This window comes from Bacteroidota bacterium (genome assembly GCA_013360915.1).
Classification (GTDB): Bacteria; Bacteroidota; JABWAT01; order JABWAT01; family JABWAT01; genus JABWAT01.
This window is the reverse complement of the sequence record JABWAT010000011.1, coordinates 14,966-38,853: the sequence shown is the minus strand read 5'-3', so window position 1 is coordinate 38,853 and position 23,888 is coordinate 14,966. Positions and strand designations below refer to the sequence as shown.

Annotated in this window: 22 protein-coding genes; 12 read left to right on the top strand and 10 right to left on the bottom strand. The window is 52.2% G+C overall.

Annotation, left to right across the window (positions count from 1 at the left end; translation table 11 throughout):
* Window positions 1-16 precede the first annotated feature (16 nt).
* Both HUU10_11720 and HUU10_11715 read left to right on the top strand, forming a co-directional pair.
* Window positions 17-1,333 (top strand): SLBB domain-containing protein, encoded by a 1,317-nt coding sequence (locus tag HUU10_11720; GenBank protein NUQ82268.1) that lies wholly within the window; start codon window positions 17-19, stop codon window positions 1,331-1,333.
* A gap of 37 nt (window positions 1,334-1,370) precedes the next feature.
* Entirely contained in the window at window positions 1,371-1,931 is a 561-nt protein-coding gene (locus HUU10_11715; GenBank protein ID NUQ82267.1) for a BMC domain-containing protein, read from the top strand.
* A 7-nt stretch (window positions 1,932-1,938) separates the two neighbouring features.
* Here HUU10_11715 and HUU10_11710 read toward each other — a convergent pair whose 3' ends face one another.
* On the bottom strand, window positions 1,939-2,451 hold the full coding sequence (locus HUU10_11710) for a GNAT family N-acetyltransferase (GenBank protein ID NUQ82266.1): 513 nt from the start codon (window positions 2,449-2,451) through the stop codon (window positions 1,939-1,941).
* Entirely contained in the window at window positions 2,448-3,392 is a 945-nt protein-coding gene (locus HUU10_11705) for a hypothetical protein (GenBank protein NUQ82265.1), read from the bottom strand. Before HUU10_11705 ends, HUU10_11710 begins: the two co-directional genes overlap by 4 nt.
* 188 nt (window positions 3,393-3,580) lie before the next feature.
* On the opposite strand from HUU10_11705, the gene HUU10_11700 reads away from it, so the two are divergent.
* The 9 genes from HUU10_11700 (at window position 3,581) to HUU10_11660 (ending at window position 14,615) form a co-directional block, all read left to right on the top strand.
* Window positions 3,581-4,663, top strand: coding sequence for a prephenate dehydrogenase/arogenate dehydrogenase family protein (locus HUU10_11700; protein ID NUQ82264.1), 1,083 nt, complete (start codon window positions 3,581-3,583; stop codon window positions 4,661-4,663).
* Window positions 4,664-4,674: 11 nt separating this feature from the next.
* Complete coding sequence (locus HUU10_11695) at window positions 4,675-5,130, top strand: acyl-CoA thioesterase (protein ID NUQ82263.1); 456 nt, start codon at window positions 4,675-4,677, stop codon at window positions 5,128-5,130.
* Window positions 5,127-6,710: a T9SS type A sorting domain-containing protein gene (locus HUU10_11690; GenBank protein ID NUQ82262.1), complete on the top strand. Its 1,584-nt coding sequence runs from the start codon at window positions 5,127-5,129 to the stop codon at window positions 6,708-6,710. Before HUU10_11695 ends, HUU10_11690 begins: the two co-directional genes overlap by 4 nt.
* The gene (locus tag HUU10_11685; protein ID NUQ82261.1) at window positions 6,707-7,330 is read left to right on the top strand and encodes an ATP-binding cassette domain-containing protein; all 624 of its coding nucleotides are present in this window, start codon (window positions 6,707-6,709) and stop codon (window positions 7,328-7,330) included. The genes HUU10_11690 and HUU10_11685 overlap by 4 nt, the downstream gene beginning before the upstream one ends.
* Window positions 7,317-8,732: a M20/M25/M40 family metallo-hydrolase gene (locus HUU10_11680; GenBank protein NUQ82260.1), complete on the top strand. Its 1,416-nt coding sequence runs from the start codon at window positions 7,317-7,319 to the stop codon at window positions 8,730-8,732. The genes HUU10_11685 and HUU10_11680 overlap by 14 nt, the downstream gene beginning before the upstream one ends.
* A gap of 93 nt (window positions 8,733-8,825) precedes the next feature.
* Window positions 8,826-9,548, top strand: coding sequence for a hypothetical protein (locus HUU10_11675; GenBank protein NUQ82259.1), 723 nt, complete (start codon window positions 8,826-8,828; stop codon window positions 9,546-9,548).
* A gap of 125 nt (window positions 9,549-9,673) precedes the next feature.
* Window positions 9,674-12,322 carry a valine--tRNA ligase gene (locus HUU10_11670; GenBank protein ID NUQ82258.1) on the top strand — a complete coding sequence of 883 codons (2,649 nt, stop codon included), beginning with the start codon at window positions 9,674-9,676 and terminating at the stop codon, window positions 12,320-12,322.
* Window positions 12,319-13,839 carry a hypothetical protein gene (locus HUU10_11665; GenBank protein NUQ82257.1) on the top strand — a complete coding sequence of 507 codons (1,521 nt, stop codon included), beginning with the start codon at window positions 12,319-12,321 and terminating at the stop codon, window positions 13,837-13,839. The genes HUU10_11670 and HUU10_11665 overlap by 4 nt, the downstream gene beginning before the upstream one ends.
* On the top strand, window positions 13,836-14,615 hold the full coding sequence (locus HUU10_11660) for an ABC transporter ATP-binding protein (GenBank protein NUQ82256.1): 780 nt from the start codon (window positions 13,836-13,838) through the stop codon (window positions 14,613-14,615). The genes HUU10_11665 and HUU10_11660 overlap by 4 nt, the downstream gene beginning before the upstream one ends.
* Here the strand turns inward: HUU10_11660 and HUU10_11655 are convergent.
* Both HUU10_11655 and HUU10_11650 read right to left on the bottom strand, forming a co-directional pair.
* Entirely contained in the window at window positions 14,593-15,354 is a 762-nt protein-coding gene (locus HUU10_11655; protein ID NUQ82255.1) for a hypothetical protein, read from the bottom strand. The two genes, HUU10_11660 and HUU10_11655, sit on opposite strands and share 23 nt — an antisense overlap.
* Entirely contained in the window at window positions 15,351-15,953 is a 603-nt protein-coding gene (locus HUU10_11650) for a methyltransferase domain-containing protein (GenBank protein ID NUQ82254.1), read from the bottom strand. Before HUU10_11650 ends, HUU10_11655 begins: the two co-directional genes overlap by 4 nt.
* Window positions 15,954-15,989: 36 nt before the next feature.
* On the opposite strand from HUU10_11650, the gene HUU10_11645 reads away from it, so the two are divergent.
* Window positions 15,990-17,909: a transglycosylase domain-containing protein gene (locus HUU10_11645; GenBank protein ID NUQ82253.1), complete on the top strand. Its 1,920-nt coding sequence runs from the start codon at window positions 15,990-15,992 to the stop codon at window positions 17,907-17,909.
* Here HUU10_11645 and HUU10_11640 read toward each other — a convergent pair.
* The 6 genes from HUU10_11640 to HUU10_11615 all read right to left on the bottom strand — a co-directional run bounded on the left by HUU10_11640 (window position 17,906) and on the right by HUU10_11615 (window position 23,860).
* On the bottom strand, window positions 17,906-20,263 hold the full coding sequence (locus HUU10_11640) for a hypothetical protein (GenBank protein ID NUQ82252.1): 2,358 nt from the start codon (window positions 20,261-20,263) through the stop codon (window positions 17,906-17,908). The genes HUU10_11645 and HUU10_11640 overlap by 4 nt on opposite strands.
* Window positions 20,264-20,287: 24 nt before the next feature.
* Entirely contained in the window at window positions 20,288-20,578 is a 291-nt protein-coding gene (locus HUU10_11635; GenBank protein NUQ82251.1) for a hypothetical protein, read from the bottom strand.
* Window positions 20,575-21,609, bottom strand: a complete 1,035-nt coding sequence (gene trpD / locus HUU10_11630; GenBank protein ID NUQ82250.1) for an anthranilate phosphoribosyltransferase — start codon at window positions 21,607-21,609, stop codon at window positions 20,575-20,577. Before trpD ends, HUU10_11635 begins: the two co-directional genes overlap by 4 nt.
* A gap of 194 nt (window positions 21,610-21,803) precedes the next feature.
* Window positions 21,804-22,205 (bottom strand): type II toxin-antitoxin system VapC family toxin, encoded by a 402-nt coding sequence (locus tag HUU10_11625; GenBank protein NUQ82249.1) that lies wholly within the window; start codon window positions 22,203-22,205, stop codon window positions 21,804-21,806.
* Window positions 22,202-22,432, bottom strand: coding sequence for a hypothetical protein (locus HUU10_11620; protein NUQ82248.1), 231 nt, complete (start codon window positions 22,430-22,432; stop codon window positions 22,202-22,204). Before HUU10_11620 ends, HUU10_11625 begins: the two co-directional genes overlap by 4 nt.
* 159 nt (window positions 22,433-22,591) lie before the next feature.
* Window positions 22,592-23,860, bottom strand: coding sequence for a hypothetical protein (locus HUU10_11615; protein ID NUQ82247.1), 1,269 nt, complete (start codon window positions 23,858-23,860; stop codon window positions 22,592-22,594).
* Between the last annotated feature and the right edge of the window lie 28 nt (window positions 23,861-23,888).

Genomic DNA, 23,888 nt, shown 5'->3' with positions numbered 1-23,888 from the left:
TTCCGTATCTTCCGGCATGACCTTTACTGAACAGTTACAAGCTGCCGGAGTGGTCGGAGCCGGAGGAGCCGGATTCCCCACTCACATCAAAGCCAATTCAAAGGCCGATACCTTCCTGGTAAACGGGGCCGAATGTGAACCCCTTATTCATAAAGATTTCGAATTGATGGTGCACTTCCCCGGACCGATCGTCAGGGGAGCTTACCGGATGATGGAATCGGTTGGTGCCTCGCGCGGATTTTTTTGCATCAAATCGAAAAATAAAGCGGCCATCGATGCCATCCGGAAAGAACTGCCCGACGACCGGATGACCATTTTTGAATTGGGTGATTTCTATCCGTCGGGTGATGAGTACGAAATTGTCTATGCGGCCACCGGCCGGCTGATTCCGCCTGGTGGCATTCCTCTTCAGGTCGGTTGTGTGGTCAACAACACCGAATCGTGCTTTCAGGCCGGCATGGCAGCAGAAGGAAAATCAGTTACCCAAAAATTCCTCTGCGTAACCGGTGCTGTGAAAGAACCCTTTTCGGCCTGGGTTCCCATCGGAACCGATTTCGGCTCCCTGATCAGAATGGCAGGCGGACCCACGGTCTCCGATTGGGGAGTGTTCGTGGGCGGAGTCATGATGGGATCACTCACCTTTGACCTCACGGAAGTGGTAACAAAAACAACCGCCGGACTGATTGTGCTTCCACGTTCCCACCGTCTGATTGAACGAAAGTCCTTACCCGATAAAGTGAAGCATAAAATCGGGCAGTCTGCCTGCGATCAGTGCAGTTACTGCACCGATTACTGTCCGCGATATCTGTTGGGTTATCAGGTTCTGCCGCACAAGGTGATGCGGTCGCTTGGTTTTACCGGATCGGAGGATAACCGGTGGAATGCCTATGCTGATTTATGCTGTGCCTGCGGTCTCTGCACACTTTATGCCTGCCCGGAAGACTTGTTTCCAAAAGAAGCCTGCGACCAGTCAAAGGCGGCCAACCGGCAGTCGGGATTTAAATTTCAGCAACCCACTGCTCCTGAAGTGCACCCCATGAAGGAAGGCCGTCGTGTACCGTTAAAGCGGCTGATCAAACGCCTCGGGCTCGAAGAATTTGATCATCACACCCCACTGAAAACCTGGAATCAGCCAGCCGGCAGCGTAAAAATTCTACTTAAGCAACACGCCGGCATTCCTGCAGAGGCGGTGGTAAAATCCGGCCAGAAGGTCCGTGCAGGTGATTTGCTCGCCAGTCCGCCCGCCGGTCAATTGGGTGCCGGAATCCATGCCAGCATCAGCGGCACCGTTGGTGAAATCAACGCAAAATGGCTCATTATCAATCCGGCCTGACCGGAAACATTCAGAATCTGAAAAAGAAATTGGTTTTATGATCACTTATCCTGCCACATCGATCGGACTCATTGAACTCAGCAGCATTACAGCCGGCTATCAGGCAGCCGATGTGATGCTGAAATCGGCCAACGTAAACCTGATGCTCTCACGTACCATCTGTTCGGGAAAATACATGGTGCTGATTTCGGGAGAAGTTGCAGCGGTGAAAACTGCCGTGGAAAATGCCTGCGCCGAAGTGAAGTTCTTTCTCATCGATCATTTCGTCATTCCCAATGTCGACCCGTCAGTCCTTCGTGGCATATCGGGTCAGTCCACCGCCACTTTCCTCGATGCATTGGGAATCTGTGAATCCTTCAACATTGCAGCACTCATCGAAGCGGCCGATCAGGCTGTGAAATCGGCGTCGGTCGATCTGATTGAATTGCGGCTGGCCATGGCTTTGGGCGGGAAGGCGTTTTTTTCAGTTACCGGCGATGTTTCCTCGGTAAAAACTGCGGTGGAAACCGGGGCAGCGGTTCTGACTGAAAAAGGTGCACTGGTAAATAAACTGGTCATTGCCCAACCACGTCCCGAGCTCATGCGCGACATGATCTGAGAACCAGTTACCAGACCAGTGCCATCAGGTAATCCGATTCAAGGGTTCCCTTTGCCGATACAATCCGTTTTTCGAGCACCCCTTCTCTTTTAAATCCGACAGAAGCGTACAACTCCTGCGCACGACGGTTGCTTTCCCTGACGGCCAGTTCAATGCGGCACACATCTGGGAATTTTTTACGGATTTCCCCAATAAAGCCATTCAGAATCAGACGGCCCAACCCTTTTCCCTGTGCCGAAAGATGCACAGCCATGGTCACATCGCCGATCACGTGCGAAAAAGCCTCTGGTCCTGGTTTCCATCCATGAATCTCGGCCAGGAAGTCACCGGCTTCATCTTCAATGGCAAGTGAAATTCCCCGGGTGGAGGAGTGCAGAATCACCTGATCGCACCAGGAAGAGGTGATTTCATCCGGACGGCGGGCGATTCCACCCGGGAAGGCGGCGACTTCCCGGTAAAGTTTCTGGAGCCGGTCCGAATCTGCCCGGGTCACCGGACGGTAAACCGGTTGCTTACTCATTTCTTTTTCATCGCCGGCTGACGGTTGGCCAGATTAAAAATCAGGCGGAACTTTCCCGATGAATCCTTCTGCCAGATGTTCACATAATAATACGGCTCGGGATACGGCACATAATTGCTGTTATACACGGTAATCAGCCCGTAAGTATAAGCCAGATCTCCGGCAGCCGACATGGCACCTCCCATGGGTTCAATGGTGGGAAATCCGGCCGTCCCAGAAATAAACCAATCAAAATCCTGATTATTGAACTCCACCTTTTTCGGGTGCTGATTGGTCCGGTAGAGACTTGCCTGCGGATGCATGGCTGCAACCATCCGGTCATTAAACGTCCATTTATCCTTCTTTGATGTATCTGGCCAGGATGATTCTAAGGCAAAAACCGAATCGATGGTCCATGCCTGTGGCAGGCCCGGTGTCATGGTGGTATCCGGGACCACCAGCGGATGAATATCGGGATGTTCAATTTTTTCCTCATGGGACGAACGGACTCCGTAATTCAGAACCAGTTTCCAGTCGCCCGGATTGGTACGCTGCCAGATGCCCACATAGTACCCCCAGGAACAGCCAGCCATCCGGTTGGAACAGGGAATCGTATCGGGTTGAAACGAAAACGGACCAACCGTATAGCCCAGATCGCCTGATGCGGATACATCCGCCAGATCGGGTGTCCATTTCAGGGTACCTTTAGATTCCTTCTGGGCAGCATACCATTTTTTTCCGTTCACGGGTCCGGGCCGGAACAGAATGGATGAATCGGCAAGAAATCGCAGGAAGGCCATCTTGTGTCCACCAGACACGGAAAGACTGTCGAACCGGATTTCGGTGGCCACCAGACTTTTCAGGCTGGCTTCCCGGTTCTCGGGTGTCGGGCGGGAGGTTTCCAGACCGGGTGAACATGCCGAAAAAAGGAGGATGGGAAACAGATAGGCAATGAATTTCATAACAAGTCCTGATAAACACGGTTGGGACGACACGGGAAGCAGATCGTTCCCTTCCCGGCTCTTTAAAACAGGGGCAAAGATACAGATCGGATGCAGAATGAACAGGTTTTCAGAAAGAAACCGTCTGGCAGACAGCCTGGAATCCCTCACAGATTGATATTCGGGCCCCCGAAGGTGAACTTTGCCCGATGATTCAGCATATCCACTTTATCGGATTTGGTCTGATGGCTTCGTCCTTATCGGCGGCCATCCGCAGATCCCACCCGGCCATACGGTTAACCGCAGAATCGGCTGATGATGGTGCCGGTTTCGGCGTAGAAAAAGCCATCCTGGATTCAGCGCTGACGGTTGAAGGCATTTCCCATCCGGACTCCTGTCTGGTGATCATTGCCACCCCGGTCACCGTGATTTCAAAGGAACTTCAGCGGTTAAATGCCCTGGGATATCCGGGGTGGATCACCGACATCGGAAGCGTTAAATCGTCCTTTCACGGGCAGGCTGGTTCACTCGGATTGAAATATTTCGGTGGCCATCCCATGACCGGGTCTGAAAAACAATCTGCGCGTCACTTCAATCCTGTCATGTATGAAAATGCGGTGTATGTGCTGACCCCGCCGGTCAATGGGGACTGGGACATTCTGAACGACTTCGAGCGGTTGCTTCAGTCGGTCGGGGCCCTTCCCCTGATTCTGGAACCGGCGATCCACGATGAGATTGCCGCGACCATTTCCCATCTGCCCCAGCTTCTGGCCGTCGCTCTGGTGGGTTTTGTGGCGGCCCATCAGAAAGACAATCCGGCCTACCTTCAACTGGCAGCCGGCGGATTCCGCGACATGACCCGCATCGCCTCAAGTCCGGAAGGAATCTGGAAGGACATTCTCTCGGCAAACCGGCCGGTGATTCAGCAGAAACTGAGTGGTTTTATCCGTTTCCTTTCCGGCATGGAGCAGCAATTGGAAACCGGAGATCTCACCGACCTGATGAAGCGGTTTTCCGAAGCCCGGTTCACCCGTGACAGCATCCCCAGGAACACCAAAGGGTTCATCCATCCGCTGTTTGACCTGATGGTTTTGGTCGAAGACCAGCCCGGGGTTATTTTTACCATGAGCAAGCTGCTTTATGAAAACGGGATCAACATCCGCGACATGGAACTGATCAAAGTCCGGGAAGGGTTACAAGGCGCATTCCGGCTTTCATTTTCCACTGAAACAGACTGGACCCGTGCCAACCAGTTACTGAACGAAAACGGATTCCAGTCACAGCGACTTTAAACACACCCCACATGAAAAAAGTAAAAGATTCCATCGTTGAAATGACCGAGTTGGTGACTCCTCAGGATACCAATCACCACGGCAACCTGTCCGGTGGCCGGCTGATGCACTGGATTGATATCGCCGCCGCCATGGCAGCCATGAGACATTGCAACCGGCCGGTGGTAACCCGTTCCATCGATTCTATTTCGTTCAATAACAGCATCCGGCTCGGACAGGCTGTGGTGATTAAAGCCAGTGTGAACCGAGTGTTCAATTCCTCCATGGAAGTCGGTGTGAAAATTTACAGCGAAAACCTCATGACCGGCGACCGCAAACACACCAACTCGGCCTATTTGACTTTTGTAGCACTCGATGCCGACAATCACCCGGTACGCATCATCCCGATCGAACCGGAAACCGACGAAGAACGCCGTCGATTCGAAAAAGCCCTTCAGCGGCGTGAACTCAGACTCCAGGCCAAATGATCAGACTGGTACTTTTTCTTTCCTTCCTGATTCCTCTGTCGGTTTCTGCGCATGAAGCCGATACCACCGACTTTGGAAAGTGCCGGCTGATTTCTCATTCTGCCTTCAGTAAAATTCAGACTCCGGTTCTTGAGGGAATGAAACGGGTGGTTTCTTCATCGGGACGTTTCCGTTTGTACTACACCGAATCGGGAACCGATGCCCTGCCGGTTGCAGACAAAAATTTTAACGGAATCAATGATTTTATCGATTCTTCACTGGTCGAGATCGAGAACATTTTCAAGATCGAAGTCACCGACCAGAATTTACCCCTGACGTTTCTCGACTCTATCCCGGTTTATTTCAGGAATCTGGGCGGCGGAACCTATGGGCAAACCGTTTATACAACGGGATCAACCTATCCTGAACAGGTAAAGGCTGATTACATTGAAATCAATTCCAAACTGAATATCCTGAACACCACCGGAATGGATATGATCAGGGTAACCCTGGCCCATGAATTCTATCACGTTCTTCATATGCAATCCGGAATCTGGATGGGATCCACATCCGATTTTCTTTTCTACTATGAAATGAGCGCCACATTTTTTGAGGAAGTGGTGTACGATTCAATCAACGATTACCGGTTTTATCTGCGTAACGGATTTTATTCAACACCCAGCCAATACATTCATGGAAAGACCTCGAATCTGATTTATTCCATGACCATTTTTTTTCAGTATCTGCGTGACCGGTACGGCGTAAAAAAATCCCTCGATTATTGTACCTCGATTCTGCGAAACCTGAAAACCCGGTCTCCGTCGGTGGCCATGGCACAATCGGCTATTTCCACTTTCGGCCGGTCCATGGAAGATCTCTACAATGACTTTGCCGTCTCGGCTAGCATCACCGGGACTGCTGCCATCGGGAAAAACCTGATGGCTGAAAGCCCGTTTTTTCCCTCTTTCCGGACCAATAACAGCGATACACTGCGCAGTGATTCTGGTTTAATTACTTTTTCAAGGTTATTCCCAACCGGTTATACCATTAAATGGGTGAAACACAACGGTAAAACATGGCCTTTGGCTGTAACCAATGGCGATTTTATCCGGTTTTCTTCCGAAGGATTTTCTGTTCAGTCCGATACACTAAATTTATATTTTGAATATGGCCCCGGTGAAGGCTTTTACCTGGATGCATCCACACGACTGGTTGTTGGATTGGAAAGCAAATCACTGGGCACCTATTTGCGGGCCGGAATTTACAACCCGGACAAAAACCAGGTCGAGTCGGTCCCGATCTTCCGGTTCAATCCACCCACATTTATTCCCGATATGATTATCGGACCCAATCCGGTTATTGCCGGATCCACCCCATTCATTAATATTCTGAACGTAACCCCCATGAAACCGGTGTCGGTTACCATCGCCACTGTCGATGGGCATGTGGTGTATGATCAGACCACCCAACCGTTTTCTGACCGCATTTCCATTCCGGTTACCTCCTGGATTGCTCAGGCGGGAACTGGCATGTACCTCATCCGGGTCGAATCGGGTGACCGGAAACCCCTGTTTGCCAAACTGGCCGTGATCCGTCCATGATCGCGGTTTCCTTCGAGGATCTTGGTCACCGGTTCAGCAGGAACTGGCTCTTCCGTCACCTGAATGGTCACTTTCAGACCGGAGATTTTGTTTTGGTCACCGGCCGCAACGGAGCAGGCAAGTCGACGTTGTTACGCATGACCGGTTTACTGGCCGATTCCCTCGAAGGAAAAGTACATCTGTCCCCTTCCGGTCAATACACGAAACTGAACCGCCATCTCTGGTGCGGGTATGTGAGTCCGCCCGTGAGGTTGTATGCCGAACTGACGGGAGAGGAAACCCTGAGACTGGCTGCTGACTCCCGGCAGCTTACCCCAGATGCACGGCTTGACTCCTGGAAGGCATCCTCCGGACTGTCGGCCTCTGATTGGAATAAACCCGTTCGCCAATGGTCCTCCGGCATGACCCAGCGATTGAAATTGCTGACAGCCTGTATGCATGCACCTCACCTGCTGTTACTTGATGAACCATTTTCAAATCTAGATCAGTCCGGCAGGAACTGGTTTGAATCCATCCTGGCAGATATGCGGTCTTCCACGCTTATCTTTCTGGCAACGAATGACCCGGCTGATTTTGAGCTTTCTTCCACCGTGATCCGGATTGGTGATGAGAAGGCTTAAGTGGTTGTTCATTGCGCTGATGACCGGGTGTTCCTCCCAGTTTCGGTCCGATGCACCACCCGACATTCCGTGGGCATCCTCACCCGATTCAATCCGTAAATATGTGCAGGTTCTGACCTCACCAGCCCTCGGTGGACGTGAAAGCGGCAGCCCTTTCGAAAAAATTACGCTTGATACCCTTCATGGATTGATGACTCCGTTTATTAACGATTCCAACATCACCATGCAGCCCTTCCGGGTACAGGAACTCACCACCAATACCGATTCGACGCTGATCACAATCGGAGATCACTCCCTCCTCTTCGGCACTGATTATTATCTGTTTAACCCTCCCGGTCCGATGGTGGTGGATCAGCAGGGACCCCTTCGCTTTTTCGCTGAACCAACGGGTGAAGCAATCAACCTTCCGATGGTGATCATGCCGGTAACCGAATCGGGTGATTGGTTCCGGTCCTATCATTCCATGCTGGGTAAATCCGTTTCCGTTAACCCCGAAGTGGTATTTCTGCTTCAATCCCCCGATGAAATTCACGACTGGCCCGAAAACCTGTCGTGGTTTACCATGAATCCGGCTTCCTTTTCCGGGACCGACTTTGTGGAAGATCCTTTCCCGGCCGTCGTTCTGTCGAAACTGGTGTCGGAAAAACTCGGCAAAGCCTTCATCCGGCAACCGGATACCAGTTTTACCGCGGCCGTTCAGATCAGAATACGCCAGAACGAAAAAGAGTATGCCAATCTGGTGGTTCAGTTACCCGGTCAGGATCCGGATCCAAAGACCATCGTCATTGGTGCCCATCTCGATCATCTGGGGTCCAGGCCGGGGGGTGTTTACTATCCGGGAGCCGATGACAATGCATCGGGTGTTGCGGCACTGATCGAATCCATCCGTCAGATCAGGCAATCTGGCTGGAAACACCGGCACAATCTGGTATTCGTCTTTTTTGGCGGGGAGGAAAAGGGTTTGATGGGAGCCATTCACTTTGCAGCCGACCCCACACCGGTATTGCCTTCCCTCAGTCAGGTTGTTGCCATGATCAATGCGGACATGGTGGGTCGTGAGCACCCCGATTCCATCGAAGTGGTAGGCCATGACCGACTGAAAGCCGATTTTCAGAAACAGGTCGAATCACTAAACGGAAAACTGGCCCTTCATCACTCTTACCGGATGAACTCGGATCGCAGTTCGGCCGATGTGTATTACCGGAGCGACCACTACCCCTTTGCCGAAAAGGGAATCCCTGTGGTTTTTATCACCGATGGAATGGGTGAAAACCAGTTCCGGTATTCTCCGGCCAATGATTATCACCGGTCCGATGACACGGCCGACCTGCTCGACTATGAAAAGATCAGCCGGGTGAGTAACTGGATTCTGACCCTGGTCGGACGCCTCGATCAGAACTGAAACGCCCCGACCGTTCAGAAAATGATCAGTCCCTATCTTTTTTCTATATTTGCAGGTTCATCACCTTTTTTCCATAAACGGATCATTACAACCATGAAAACTTTCTCTTCATTTCTCGCTCTGGCTGGTCTTGCCATTCTGACCGCCTGTTCATCAGAACCGGCCAATGTTCAGGAGTTTCAGGAACTGGTTCAGAAACTGGATGCCAAAAACAATCAGATTGTATCGGTGAACCAGGAAATCAGACAACTGGTCCGGGAATACAACACCCAGGTACCTCCCTCTCAGCGGGTGGCACTGACCGGCGTCGATTCGCTCGGTTTCAGTGAAAAGCAGCAACAGGTGCTTTCCGAGTTGCTTCAGATGGAAGAAAACGTGAGTTACCGCGGTCTTCTGCAGCAGATTGTTGATAAAAATGCCGAAGTCTGGGATCTGGCCGGCCAGGTTGCCGAACTCCGCGATAAATTACCGGTACCACGCCGCGTTAAAGCTGGTGATACGCACTTCGATCTGGTGATGCTGTATCTTAAAAACGAGAAAAGTCTCGATGAAAAAACCGCCCGCGATCTGGCAGAAAAAACCATGCTGATCGATGAACTGGTTCCGGGATTTGATGTGTGGATGTACTACAATGATGGTACGTTCGGAACCTTCGTTACCCAGGGAACCGCACCGGTTTCACCGAATAAATACAAATACTCCATCCGTCGCGAGCAGATTGCCCGTGAAACTCAAAAGGTGCTTCAGCAATACAAAGATTCCCTGGTTCAGGCAACCACCGATACCCTTAAGACACAAGGGGTGGTGACTCCCTGATTTTTTTCCGGATTTCCCGCTGCAGTGATCACCCGATTTACGGCTGATCGCTGCAGAACGGACCGGCTTTCACCGGATGCATTCCGCATACCGGACTGCCTTTCCTCTCAATTAAATCGATCCACATGAGTACTGCAAAAATTTACGATCCCAGTCAGGTCGAAACCACCCGTTATTCCGCCTGGCTACAGAATGGTCATTTCCGGTCAGATGCTGCTTCTTCAAAGGAAAAATACTGCATCATGATTCCCCCTCCGAATGTCACCGGCGTGCTTCACATGGGTCACGTGCTCAACCTGACCATTCAGGATGTTCTGAGCCGCAAAGCACGCATGAAAGGAATGGATGTACTCTGGCAGCCGGGAATGGATCATGCCGGAATCGCCACGCAGACCCGTGTTGAACGCACACTCCGTCAGGAAGAAGGGAAAACCCGCCACGATCTCGGACGCGATGCATTCATTGCCCGTGTCTGGCAATGGAAGGAAAAGTACGGCGGAATCATCTTTAACCAGTTTCAGAACCTGGGACTTTCCTGCGATTGGGATCGCAGCCGGTTTACCATGGATGAAGGACTGTCCCGTGCCGTCCGGAAAGTTTTCGTGGAATGGTACCAGGCCGGCCTGATTTACCGCGGAAACCGGCTCATCAACTGGTGCCCCGCTTCCATGACGGCGCTCTCCGATGAAGAAGTGATTTACAAAGAGCAGAACTCGAAACTGTATTTTTTCCGGTATCCGCTGGCCGATGGATCGGGTCACGTGGTGGTGGCCACCACCCGTCCGGAAACCATGCTGGGTGATACAGCCGTGGCCGTTAATCCATCCGACGAACGCTACACGGCCCTGATTGGCAAACAGATTGATCTGCCACTCACAGGACGGAAAATTCCGGTCATAGCCGACAGTTATGTCGATCCGGCCTTTGGAACCGGCGTGGTAAAAATCACCCCGGCTCACGACCCCAACGACTATGAAATGGCACTGCGGCATCACTTGCCCATGATCAACATCATGAATCCCGATGCCAGTCTGAATGAGGAGGTACCGCCAGCCTACCGCGGACTCGACCGGTTCGATGCCCGCAAAAAGGTGGTTGCCGATTTTGAAGCAGCCGGTCTGCTCGAAAAAATTCAGGATCACCCCAATAAAATCGGCTATTCAGAACGGGCCGATGTGGTGATTGAACCCCGGCTCAGTGACCAATGGTTTGTGAAAATGGAACCCCTCGCCAAACCAGCCCTCGAGGCTGTCCGGAATGGCGATATCCAATTTTACCCGGAACGGTGGGTGAAGACCTACGAACACTGGATGACCAATATCAAAGACTGGTGCATTTCCCGGCAACTCTGGTGGGGACACAGAATTCCGGTCTGGTACTGCGATTCCTGTGGTCATATTACCTGTGCCATGGAAGATCCGACCGTCTGCGAATCGTGTAAGTCCACCAGCATCCGTCAGGATGAAGATGTGCTCGACACCTGGTTTTCCTCGCAGTTATGGCCATTTTCCACACTGGACTGGCCGGAAGACTCCCTGTACCTGAAATCCTACTACCCGACCAATGATCTGGTCACCGGACCCGACATCATTTTCTTCTGGGTAGCCCGGATGGTCATGTCCTCCCTGTACTTCACGGGAAAAGTCCCGTTCAGAAACGTGTATTTCACCGGCATTATCCGGGATAAAATCGGCCGCAAAATGTCGAAATCCCTCGGAAATTCCCCCGAACCGCTCGACCTGATTAAAACGTATGGCGCCGACGGACTACGGGTTGGTATCATGCAGATGGCTCCCCAGGGAACCGATGTTCATTTCGATGAAGAACGTCTGGAACAGGGACGAAATTTTGCCAACAAAATCTGGAATGCCTTCCGGTTTCTGGATCAGTTTACCGATGAGTCCAACCGGTTCGATGATCAGTTGCCGGCTTCCCTTTCCGACCTGGCCGATCGCTGGATGGTTCACCGACTGCAGATGGCCATCAGAGAAACCGAGTCTCTTTACTCCCGTTACCGGATGAATGAGGTTATCAATACCATTTATGAGGTTATCTGGGGTGATTTCTGCGACTGGTATCTTGAGCTGATCAAACCGCGACTGTATGGTCAGGATCCCGATGTAAAAAACCAGACACTGGGTCTGGCCATCCGCATTTTCGGCGATCTGATGAAACTGCTTCATCCGTTTATGCCCTACATCACCGAGGAAGTCTGGCAAAATCTCAAAACTCGTCCGGCCGGAGCCACCATTCTGTACGATGCATACCCGGTTTCAGATGAGCGATATACCAACGAAATCGCTGCACGCGACATGGCCTTTATTCAGCAGTGCATCAATTCCATCCGGAATGTCCGTGTGGAAATGAATGTGCCGCCGGGAAAACCCATCAGTCTGCAGGTCAGAACAACCGACGCCGGATTCACCTCTCTGTTTCTCGACAACAAAATCTATTTCGAAAAACTGGCCCGTGTGGCATCCATCGAAGCCGATCCGTCGATGGTAAAACCCGAAAAGGCTGGGTCCATTGTGGTAGCCGGGCAGGAATTGTTTATTCCGCTTGAAGGACTTATCGATACCGGTGCCGAAAAAGCCCGTCTTCAGAAGGAGATCGACCGGTTGACCGGCATTCTGAAAGGTACCGAGGCCAAACTGAACAATCCGGGATTTCTGGCAAAAGCACCTGCTGCAGTGCTGGATGCAGAAAAGGAAAAAGCCCAGTCGGTGCGCGAAAATCTGGAAAAACTGGCCGAGGCCTATCGCCAATTGGGATGAGAAACTCCATTCATCCCCACCTGCTGGTAACCCTGATTCAGGGTCGGTTTCTGCTGCTGAAAAACCAGATCGTCCGGCGGAAACGGTGGGGTCTGGTGGTCATGGCCGTTCTCAGTCTGCTGTTCATTGGTTTTCAGTGGATTGCCGGTGCCTTCGCCGGAAATGCCATCGCCTCCATCAGAGAGTTGGATGGTCATGCCTTCTGGGGGTTTCTCCTGTTTCTCTCCTCGCTGTTTGCCTTGCTGCTTCCGCTTCGGTCACCCACCATGATGATTCCGCGTGATCTGCAGTTCCGGTACCTGCCCGTGCCCGATTTGAATTGGTATCTGGCCGATTGGGCCGACCGTCTGATGCAAACCTCCTTCTGGTTCCCCTTCAGCCTTTTTTCCGGCTTGGCACTGACCTTTTTCCCCCCGGAAAAGGTACTTCCGGCCATGTTCCTGTTGTTTTTATGGGTGACCTTGCTTTCCATGCTGTCACGCCTGGTTACCAGCCTTGTGATCGGATTTACCCGCACCCGGAACCAGCAGCGGGGGTTACTGGCTGCATTTCTGATTTTATATTTCGGATTCGTATTCTGGACCGGTGACCGCAGCACCAGCGAGTACCGGGTCGAATCCATCACTTCCTGGTGGTTCAGCCGGCCGGTGGTGAATTCCATGATGGAACCAGCACTTTCCGGTATTTTCTGGATCTTCCTTGCCTGGACCGGCCTGATCTGGCTGGACTGGAAGGCGTTTCTTTCCCTTTCAACCACCGAAGAGTCCATGAGCAGCAAACCCTCTGCACCCGGATCGGTTGTGCGACGAACACCCATTGGCTCCCCCTGGCTGGCCATCCTGTTCCGGCATCCCACCTTTGGTCTGATGATGCTGGTCTTTCCCGTCATCGCTCTGGTCAGCAACCGCGACGCATGGAATCTGAGTCCGCTTCAACAACTGATGGAAACCGATGGCCGGTCGGTGGTTTTGGTGTTCGCCGCTGGATTCTGGGCCTACGGTCTCGGATTACTCGGTTCATTTGGCCTGACGCACCTCACCCATCCCGATAAACTGCGCACGCTGATGATTCCCTTTAAACTGGTGCAGATTCCGGTGGTTATAATCATCGCCATTCTGATCAATCTGCCCACCATGCCGGGACTTGCCGGATCGGTTCTGATCGAATTTCTGACCACCCGCATTCTGCTGGCTGTGGCACTGGCTCTTTTCATTGCCGACGGACTGCTTCTGTTGAACCCATGGCTGTTCCCACGGTTCCCCTCGCGGTCAGGCCGGTCTCCCAGAACAGCAGGAACCATGATTTTTAATCTGATCCTTTTCGGGGGTGTGCTGGTCATGCTGGGCGGACAATCGCTGCTGACACTGATGGGACCCGGTTCACCAAACCTGTGGATGGTCCTCGCATCCTGCCTGATCTATCTGGCCCTGTCGTTTGCAGCCATGCCTTACCTGCTGGCTCAGATCTGGTACAGGGGCAGACATGCTTTCATTTCGCGATACACGGAGCTTACATGATTCCTGCCATTGAACTCTCCGGTCTGACCAAATCGTGGCCGTCGGGAACCGCTGTGAACCACCTCGATCTGACCGTTCCCACCGGATGCATTTTTGGTTTTCTGGGACCAAACGGGGCCGGAAAAACCACCACCATCCGGATGATCAGCCGTCTGACCGAACCGACTTCTGGCTCTATCCGGATTTTTGGCAAATCGGTTGACAATCTGACGGCAGAAGACCGCCAGGCTGTCGGCGTGTTGTTTTCTGAACCCGCCCTTCATGATCTGATGACCGCCGGTGAAAATGCCTCCTGGTTTGGTCGCCTCTCCGGATTGAATGAACGTTCCATTAATCAGCGGATGGCACGGCTGGGACGGTGGCTGGGAGTCGATACAGCCGATTCGAAACTGGCTGGTGATTTTTCTTCGGGCATGCGCAAAAAACTCGGCCTGCTCTGCGCCATGATGGCCCACCCGAAACTGCTGATCCTCGATGAACCTTTCGAATCGGTTGATCCTGCAGGAACCCGGCGGATCAGACGTCTGCTGACCAGTTATGCACAGGCGGGCGGAACGGTGTTTCTTTCCAGTCACGTCCTCTCACAACTCGAGGCCGTGATGACCCATCTGGCCATTATCCATCATGGTGAATTGGTTCTGTCGGGTGAAATCGGAACCATCCGCTCCGAGCTGCAATCCCTGCAGCAGAAAACCGATCTGGAAAGTATTTTTCTGTCGTCCACCGACATGGACGATGAACCCGATATTGAGTTTACTTGGGAAGATCCGGCGTAAGGCCTTCGTCCTCAACCAGAAATGGGGTATGAAAATGGTGCTGCCCGAGAAGGGCCACCAACCGATCGTTCCTGATCAGACGGTATTGCTCGGGACCATCATCGGGGTTTTCACCGAAAAACAGGTAGGACCGGCGTGCATTCGCAACCAGATCGCGCCACCACCAGGCTTTTCCATCCGATACATTTAACTGCAGACCCTGATCTCCCGTCACCAGCAACCGCTGAATGTACTCAGCCAGATCGCTGACGTGAATCAGGTTGACGGTCTTGTTCCGGTTCCTGATCAGCCCCTTGGCCAACCATTCATACGGATGTTTGCCATACCCCCACAGACCGGAACAAACCAGCCAGTTGGCACCCTGTTCCTTCAGAAACAGTTCGGACCGGACCCGTTCCGTAGAGTGATTGACCGGGGATAGCTCGGTAATTTCCCCGGTTTCAGGCAGGTAGCAACTGGTGGTCCCGAGCACCACACGGATCACCGAATCCCGGCTTTTTAAAAAGGCATGAAACTCCCGAACCTGCTCTTCAGGAACCGCCGGGAACGTCCATATCAGATCACTGCCTTCCGGGATGGAAGACCACGTGCCTTTATCGGAGAGATCAAACCGAAGATTGATCCAGGAATCTGATTTCGGATGCCGGGAGGTCCCATGAATCTCGACCGGGGTTTCAAGAAACCGGTCACGAATGGCCTCGGCTGCAAATCCGGCTCCGAGCAGAATCAGTTTATTCATTGTTTCCGCACCACCACACGGGTTACCGATCCGGGACCTGAATGATGGCCCTCATCAAGTTGAATCACACAACCTTCTAACCGGATGATCTCATAACCGGTTCCGAATTCACGCCGGATCTCTTCTGGTGTCACCAGCATGTCCGCATCTTTGGGTCCGCCCGACTGATAGTATAACTGTTCAGGGGAAAATTGCTCTGAAATAAAATAGCCACCCGGTTTGAGTGATTGATGGATACCTGCATAGACCAGATGCCTGTCCGCAGAAGGCAGATGACAGAAAATGTTCACGATGCCATCCCAGGAATCAGCCATCCACGGACCCGATTGAACTGATTGAATCTGGTAATCGAGCCGGATCTGGTGTTTTGAAGCCAGCTGAAGCGCCTTGTCGCGTCCCATGACGGACTGATCAACCGCCGTTACCCGGTAACCGTTGCGAGCCAGCCAGACCGCATTCCGCCCTTCACCTTCTCCGAGACTCAACACATGTGAACCTGATTTCAGAACCACCGCAGCCTCACGCAGGAATTCATTGGGTTCTTCCCCGTACAGAAAGGAGGTCTGACTGTATCGATCATTCCAAAAACCGGCGTTCATTCGTCATCCTTGCAGGGATTGAGTAACTTTGAAGCCATGAAAAATACACATTTTCTGATCAAAATCAGTCTGATCCTGTTTTCGAGCCTGCTGGTTCTGTTTCTGGCAGCGGTTCTGCTGTGGCCAACAGCCATCCGGTACGTCCTCGATCGTCAGCTGACCTCTCTTGAAGCAAGATGGAACGGAACGGCCACTTACCAGTCTCTCGAGGTCGATGGACTCACCATCCGACTGAAGGGCCTGGATCTTTCAGGAAATCAATCCGGCAAACAATCACTCATGTCCGCCCGGCTGCTCGAAGTCACTCTTTCCTGGAGTCAGTTCTGGACTTTCAGCCGCATTCCCGACTCCTTCCGGATGGATAGTGCCAGCATTTATCTGGTACGCGATGCATCGGGACGCTGGAATTTTTCAGACATAAGACAACAAGACCTGCCTTCCGACACAACTGCAACGGGTTTCCCCAAAATCACCGGTCCCCTTCGTTGGTTGCTCAACCGGCTTTCTGCCGATCAGATTCCGCAGGTATCGGTCACCAATACCCGCATGCGCATTCAGACTCCCGATTATGACTGGCGGCTCGACTCGCTGGTTACTCTTATCGGAAACAACCAACTGTCCATCCGGCTGAAAAGTCCGCAGAATGTGCTTCAGGCAACCGGGACTATTCACGGGGATTCGCTTTCCATTCTGATCAACGATCCGTTCCGGCTGACGCTTCCCCTGCCCATCGAAAAACCCCTCGTCCTTACGGGCAAAGCCGGTGCATTTACCATGACATCGGATGGATCATCCAGTTTCACTTTCGAAGGCGGCTATCAGCAGCTGATGTTTTCTCATCCCGGTCTGGCCGTTCAGCCTGTTCTGTTCCGGGCCTTCCGGGGCAAAACAACGGTGTCCTTTCCTTCTGGAAATCTGATGGAAATCCGGTCCGAATTCAACCCCGGCGATCTTCAGGTGAACCATGACTTTACACTGGATGAAAATCAGGATAAACCGGTGATCACCTCTGGCCTGAATCTTGAACCTGCCGGCATGGTCCTGTTCCGCCGGTCCCTGCCCGATGCCATCCTGGGTCCGCTTACCGAGTTCAGATTTTCTGGTGAACTGGGGTATGACCTGTCCATACAGGTCGATTTTAATCAGTTGGATAGTCTTAAACTGGAAGGAACGGTTCTGACCCGTCAATTCAGTGTGCTCTCACCGGGTGTGGATTTCAACCGGCTGGATACCACCTTTTATCAGACCGTGTACGACGGAACCGATTCGGCCGGAACCGTTCTGATTGGTACACAGAACCCGGACTTTGTTCCCTTTTCAGCCATTCCTTCACATCTGACCGGTGCTGTTCTGACCAATGAAGATGGTCAGTTTTTCAATCATCGCGGATTCAATCCGGAAGCCTTCCGGTTGGCCCTGATCGCCAATCTGGAAAGCCGGGGTTTCCGCCGGGGTGCCTCCACCATTTCCATGCAGCTGGTTAAGAATCTCTATCTGAACCGGCGGAAAAACCTGGCCCGGAAATTTCAGGAACTGGTCATTACCTGGCTGCTCGAGTATCAGCGGCCGGTGAGTAAGGAACGAATGCTGGAAATCTACCTGAACATGATTGAATGGGGTCCCGGTGTGTACGGAATCGGTCCGGCCGCCCGGTTCTACTTCAATAAACCGGCAACGACCCTCACGCCGGAAGAAAGCTTCTTCCTGGCAACACTAGTTCCCTCTCCTAAGAAATATGCCCGCCGTTTCCGTTCAGGCACCCTGTCACCCGCCGTTGTGGAAACGATGGATTTTATTGCAGGGAAAATGGTCCGGGCCGATCGGCTGGATTCTGCTAATTTCAGCGGATTGAATTGGGAATCGATTCAGATCACCGGACCCGCCAAAGTGGCCATTCTGCCCACGGTGACCGATTCAGCCACAACCATCGACCTGAGTGAGGACGACCGGGATTAAGGGATCTGCCGACGCAGATTCAGACTTCCCGAGGGTTCCCCGATCCGTAATCCGTCCGCAGGAAAAGGCTCTGAATCGGTCAGTTGTTGTCTGACCCGGTCCGGTAAAAACCACCGGATGACCGACGGTGTCTGATGAAACTCACAGGACCATTTCAGGAAAAGAGCCGTTTCGGTCCATTCCAACCGGCAGCTGACCGTTCCGAACGGAGTTCCCGTGTTTTTTATTTCGACCAGACCATCCGGCCTGGCAAACCATTCCGGATCGGTTACGGGTGTCAGCCAGAGTTCATCCTGCCAGTCACATACCAGACAATCTCGTACCATGGAAACCCATTCTGCATTGGCCCATCCATGATGGCCCTCTCCCATCACCCCGCCTCCGAGTGTCGGATGAAACGCTTCAGGCCAGGTGTACGTCGGTGTGGCTGTTTCTGCCAGAGAACGTAAATGAGTCCACAGGACCGGATCCCGCTGGTACAAATAAAACCGAAGCAGGTGAAGTGAGAGATAGACATTCACTCCAGTATGCGCCACCGGATGAAAAAACCGTCCCGTGGTCATAAACCGGCTGATGAGAAAACGACAGGATTCCGTGATGAGCGGATCGGAAAACTCAACCAGCTGAAGCGGGTACAAAGCTGCCAGAATGCCGATTGAACCTGCATCGGCATGTCGCTTGGGTGAAGCCGGAACCGCTCCGTTTCCATCCCGCGCGACCAATCGGACCGATCGGAAAAGGGTTGTCCGGTATTCCTCCCTTTCCCGGTCCAACCATTGAAGCTGGGCCGGTTGTCCGGTTTGTGCAGCCAGCATAGCGAGCGAATCCAGACCGGCCAGGCTCCAGAAATTATCCCAATAGTAAAAATCATTTGCCCCGAAATGTTCGGCACTGAATCCGGCAGGTAGCAAGCCCCTGATCTCGTGGTCGGGTCCGGCCTGAATGCGTTTTTTCTGAATCCATCGTGCGCCCTGAACCAGCTCATTCCAAATGTGAAGGATGGTTTCCTGATCCCGGGTATACCTCCAGTACTGACCGGCTAACCAGAGCAACTGTCCGTTCGAATCCCACTCTCCTTCCTGGCTTTCAAAAAAGCCATCGGGCTTTTGCCGGGCAGGTGCTGCCAGAAGCAACGCCTTCACGGGTGCTGCCTGTCCCGATTTCAGCAGGACCATTCCCAGAAAGGCGGCATCCCTGAACCAGAAATCCTGATAAATCAGGTAGCCCGGAATCAGGGCAGACCCCTGCACAAATAACGATTGATAACCGATCGCCGAGGTCGTCACCGGCTGAAGTTGTTCATCCGGAATCGAAATCGACAGCGCATGATCCCATTCCCGGTTCCATCGGTAGTAAAACCGGTTCTTAGCCCGGCTGTAGTTAAACATCTCTGGATCTTCCCAATCCAATGCCTGCAAACCATCCGAAACCGCCAGCGGAAAGGCAAAATCCAGATTCTCGATGTCACCGGCCAGGATATTCAGGTGAAAGACCGATGCCGCAGTTGCCAGCCCCATCGGACAGGAATCCTTCATCACCGGACGCTTTTTCATGGGCATGTTCCAGACATCACCCGCCTTGTCACTGCCGGCCAGAACCACCGTTGGGGTATCTGGTGAAATCACCGCCGGCTGCTGATTCACCCACCACAACCGCCTTCCCTCTTCGTAACGCACGTCGTAGACCGGGGAAATCCCTTCGGGGTTGTACGGCCGGACTGACATCCAGATTTTAACCGACTGCATCCGGTGAGTGGTATTGCGGATTTTCAGGCGGGTGAATCCGAAATCAAAACCTGCCACCGTCGAGACAAACACATTTTGGCGGATTCCCACGCCCTTTGCAGTGGTCATCTGCCGGCGGATTAACGGAAACCGGTTGGAAATGTAACTGTCAGGTTCGGGCGGGCCATCGAACAGCGGAACCAGATGATCGCCTTCCTGCAACCAGAACTCGATGGAAAAGCCGTCACGCAAGGGGGTCATCATCATGCCAGGATCGACCACCAGACGTTCGGTGTGGTTTGGCAGACCGAGCAGGGTCCAATTTCTGAAAACCCGGTTCTGGCAGATGATCAGATGGGCCACCGCCTGAAACTGCGGATCGGCCGGATTCCCCTGACGCATCAGCCAGTACGGCCATTTCCAGTGAGTGCGCGTCTGCCAGGCCAGTTGGGTGTATAAACCGCGGCCAAACATTTTAAGTCCGAGACTCAGAATTTCCGATGGCAAGGCATGATCGGCCGGCTGTCCGTATTTCGCAGCCAGTTCAAGAAACGGCCCCGATTGCTCCAGTTTCATGCCGGGGAACAGCCACCTGGCCATCTGGATCAGGGCGGGAAGAAAGGGAACCACCGGACCTCCGGATTGGGGAAAGGATTAATTCTGCGAAATGGCGGGAACCCCGCCGGGGATCACTTCATGAAAAACGGTTTCATGAATGGTGTACTTCAGATACGGAGTCAGCGGAAGGGACTGCATGATGTCATCGGCTTTTTCCAGACTATCAGCAAGGATGACTATCCACAGCATGCTGCGGTCGGCCGCCAGTGTATAGCCGATGATCCGGCGGTTGAGCATGTGTCCGTTCACCCTGGCACGGTGGTCCGGAATCAGATCGATCATCCGATCGGTCAGCTCGGGAATATGCGCAGTCACCATGTATGTCATACCGGTTTCCCCTCAGTAAAGGTTTGACTGAAGTTAGCCAATGTTTCCATTTTATCCAGCGCCAGTCCGTCACTGATCGAGGCCTGTGCCAGTTCATATCCTTCGAACAGACTGCCAGTCAGACCCGACACATAAATGGCAGCCCCGGCATTCAAAGCTACCATGGCCCGCCCGGCACCATCGCGCCTGCCGGCAAAAATATCCCGGATGATGGCCGCATTGTCCTCCGGCGTTCCGCCCAGCAGGTCTTCATGACGGTAGTCCGGCAGATGAAATTCGATCGGATTGATGCGGTACGTCCGGATTTCGCCCGATTTCAGTTCGGTCAGCACGGTTTGACCGGTCACCGACAGTTCATCATAGCCACCGGTTCCGTGAGCCACCAGCACATGTTCAGACCCCATGGCCTGAAGCACTTCAGCAAACAACTCAGTCAGACCGGGATGAAACACCCCGATGACCTGCCTGCGGGCACGGGCCGGATTGGTTAACGGACCCAGCATGTTAAAGATTGTGCGGACTCCCATTTCCTTCCGTGGACCGATGGCATGTTTCATGGCAGGATGAAGCGTCTGGGCGAAAAGAAATCCGATTCCGGTTTCATCGACACAACGGGCCATCTGGTCGGCATTCAGGGAAATGTTGATTCCAAGCGCCTGAAGCACGTCGGCACTACCCGATTTCGACGAAACCGCCCGGTTGCCATGTTTGGCGACTTTCACGCCGGCACCGGCTGCCACAAAGGCGGCCGCGGTGGAAATGTTAAACGTTCCCGAAGCATCCCCACCCGTTCCGCAGGTATCAACCAGCGGCGAAACGGTTGGTTTCACCACCGTGGCAAAATCGCGCATGGCCTGTGCCGACCCGACGATTTCATCGACCACTTCCCCCTTCATGCGCAGGGCAATTAAATACCCGGCAATCTGGGTTGGCAATGCCTGCCCCGACATGATATCATTCATCACCTGATACGCTTCATTCCGGCTGAGGTGATGCCCCTCGACAATTTTCTTTAACGCTTGCTGAATCATACCCGATTTCCCTGATAATGACGTGGTGTCATCAATATATTAACCTGATTAAAAATATCCTGACCTTTACCTGGCTATTGGTTCCACCAACTAACAGTCCGGTTGAATCTCCTGACAGAAAAACGCCGGGGTAAAAGCACCTTTGACTGGCAACTTTACAGAAAACCAGAAAATAACGATTTATTGAATCTATTTTATTGAAACCAGTTAACAACCTGAAGGTTTGAAACCATTTCGAATTCTGACTGATTATTTGTCACAAGGATGCCAGAGTAAAAAAGAACGGTTGAGGCAATTAATAAATCATTGGGCCCAACAGGTTTACCCGATTTCTCACAGGAACTACGAATTTCTGCATAAATATCCGCCATCGATTCTGAAAAGGAAATCACCTCAAATGGTTCGAGAAATGTCCTGATTTTAATCAGGTTTTCCTCTTTTCGTTTGCTTTTATATGCTCCAAAAATCAACTCCGCTTTTACAATCGATGGAATTTTTACAGTGGAAGGAATAGTGGAAAGTAGTTTGTCTCTGATTGAGGTGCTTGTCCCATTCAAAAAGTAGATACATGTATTTGTATCTAAAAAATAAATCATAAATCCATCCGAAGGTGATCAGTAGATAATCCTTGATCACCGGGATCTGTAAAAGTCTCATCCGTAATGGATCCGAACAGCTTTTCAAAGTCCTTGGGGTATTGCGGATCAATATGGGACTTAAGTTGATCACTCACCCATTTTGAAATGGAAACCTTTTCCCGGGCAGCAGCTCCCACTATCTTCCTTAAAGTTGCCTCGTCTATGTATAAGGAAATCTGTGGCATGGTTTACTCTGATTTTTAATCTTTCACCTAAAGGTAAGTCAATATAAGTATACTTGCAAGTATACTTACGCTACTGGTTTCAACCAATTAAGTATCAGAAGAATCGGAAGAACAGAATAGCTTCAGGATCAGATCACGTTTTTCCCAGCCATATCCCACTCACCCATGCGCCTTTAACAGATACGTCTTGTAGTCAAAGGCCGGACTTCTTTCCGGGGTGTGGCAGGTACGGCAATCTTTTTCGGCTGTGCGATCGCGGGTGACGGTACAGCGTTTGGCGGTGGGATCCACATGCACTTCATGGCATTGCTGGCAGTGCACATTCACCCAGCCGGAGGTTTCCTGCGTATTCCTGAAGTAGTTCACATCGCCATAATGCGTTGTGTGGCAGGTCAGACAATCGCTGTCTTTTTCCATGCCGGCATTTTTCAGAGTTTCGAAGGCATGTGCATGGCCAGAAGTCAGCCATTGATCGGTGATGGCCTTGTGGCAGCTTCCGCAATTTTCCACCGACACATTGCCCATTAATTCCGGTTTAAGGTCGGGTTGAACCGAATCGGTCTCGGCATAGTATTTATTGATCTTGGCCCAGACCAGTGAATCGCCGTAAATCGTCGAATCGAGCAGAATACGGTTAAAATGATCCATCCGGAATTTCCCGTCGATGAATTTCCCTTCCAGAACACCCACCCGTTCTCCATCAGGTCCGTTCTGAACGATCGGCGTTTCATTCACCACCCACAGGGAATCCCGCACATCCTGATCATGAGCCGAAATGATCAGAGACAACTGCGGAAACTGTTCCGCCATCTGTTTATCCTGAAACAATCCCAGATGCGAGAGCAGGATGACGTTTCGTATCTCCTTTTTTTCCAGTTCGGCCAGAACGGCTGCCAGAATGGTGGAAGGATCGGCCACAATCAGCTGGCTGCGGGTCGAATCGGGCAGGATATCGAGCAGTTGCGGGTCGATCAGGCTGATAATAGCCACCTGTTCGCCTTTTCGTTTAACGACACGCGCACTTTTACCCAGGTTTGTCAGATTGGCCGAGGTCATGGGAAGCGGCGCCATCCACCGATCATAAAATCCAAGTCCGTTAATCAGATCCTGCTCACCAACCCCGATGGCGTCATACTGCAGCATCATCATGATCTCAGCCACATATTTATCGCGAAGCGGAAACCGGTAATAAGTAGAAAGCACATCGCCGCCATCCAGGTAGATGGCATCCCGGTCGGCAACAGAAGCCGTGGCAAAAATGGCCATCCGCCGGTGAAGGCCGCCGTTTTTATGCCCCGAACACCCGCAATCTTCCAGATATCCATTGGTATTGTGGGTAAACACAATGGTATGCGAGGGGGTGAACCAGTCGCAGGCGGTGAAGAGGGACGAGAAAATAATAATCGGAAGTACACTCAGGAGTCTCATGGATTAAAAGTAACGCGCTGACAGGTCG

Bases quoted from the DNA above. Each gene is read 5' to 3' on its own strand.
- HUU10_11650 (NUQ82254.1), bottom strand. From the start codon at position 15,953: ATGAACGCCGGTTTTTGGAATGATCGATACAGTCAGACCTCCTTTCTG.
- HUU10_11690 (NUQ82262.1), top strand. From the start codon at position 5,127: ATGATCAGACTGGTACTTTTTCTTTCCTTCCTGATTCCTCTGTCGGTT.
- HUU10_11635 (NUQ82251.1), bottom strand. From the start codon at position 20,578: ATGACATACATGGTGACTGCGCATATTCCCGAGCTGACCGATCGGATG.
- HUU10_11705 (NUQ82265.1), bottom strand. From the start codon at position 3,392: ATGAAATTCATTGCCTATCTGTTTCCCATCCTCCTTTTTTCGGCATGT.
- HUU10_11620 (NUQ82248.1), bottom strand. From the start codon at position 22,432: ATGCCACAGATTTCCTTATACATAGACGAGGCAACTTTAAGGAAGATA.
- HUU10_11655 (NUQ82255.1), bottom strand. From the start codon at position 15,354: ATGAATAAACTGATTCTGCTCGGAGCCGGATTTGCAGCCGAGGCCATT.
- HUU10_11675 (NUQ82259.1), top strand. From the start codon at position 8,826: ATGAAAACTTTCTCTTCATTTCTCGCTCTGGCTGGTCTTGCCATTCTG.
- HUU10_11660 (NUQ82256.1), top strand. From the start codon at position 13,836: ATGATTCCTGCCATTGAACTCTCCGGTCTGACCAAATCGTGGCCGTCG.
- HUU10_11615 (NUQ82247.1), bottom strand. From the start codon at position 23,860: ATGAGACTCCTGAGTGTACTTCCGATTATTATTTTCTCGTCCCTCTTC.
- HUU10_11720 (NUQ82268.1), top strand. From the start codon at position 17: ATGACCTTTACTGAACAGTTACAAGCTGCCGGAGTGGTCGGAGCCGGA.
- HUU10_11680 (NUQ82260.1), top strand. From the start codon at position 7,317: ATGAGAAGGCTTAAGTGGTTGTTCATTGCGCTGATGACCGGGTGTTCC.
- HUU10_11645 (NUQ82253.1), top strand. From the start codon at position 15,990: ATGAAAAATACACATTTTCTGATCAAAATCAGTCTGATCCTGTTTTCG.
- HUU10_11695 (NUQ82263.1), top strand. From the start codon at position 4,675: ATGAAAAAAGTAAAAGATTCCATCGTTGAAATGACCGAGTTGGTGACT.
- HUU10_11625 (NUQ82249.1), bottom strand. From the start codon at position 22,205: ATGATTTATTTTTTAGATACAAATACATGTATCTACTTTTTGAATGGG.
- HUU10_11710 (NUQ82266.1), bottom strand. From the start codon at position 2,451: ATGAGTAAGCAACCGGTTTACCGTCCGGTGACCCGGGCAGATTCGGAC.
- HUU10_11670 (NUQ82258.1), top strand. From the start codon at position 9,674: ATGAGTACTGCAAAAATTTACGATCCCAGTCAGGTCGAAACCACCCGT.
- HUU10_11715 (NUQ82267.1), top strand. From the start codon at position 1,371: ATGATCACTTATCCTGCCACATCGATCGGACTCATTGAACTCAGCAGC.
- HUU10_11700 (NUQ82264.1), top strand. From the start codon at position 3,581: ATGATTCAGCATATCCACTTTATCGGATTTGGTCTGATGGCTTCGTCC.
- HUU10_11685 (NUQ82261.1), top strand. From the start codon at position 6,707: ATGATCGCGGTTTCCTTCGAGGATCTTGGTCACCGGTTCAGCAGGAAC.
- HUU10_11665 (NUQ82257.1), top strand. From the start codon at position 12,319: ATGAGAAACTCCATTCATCCCCACCTGCTGGTAACCCTGATTCAGGGT.
- trpD (NUQ82250.1), bottom strand. From the start codon at position 21,609: ATGATTCAGCAAGCGTTAAAGAAAATTGTCGAGGGGCATCACCTCAGC.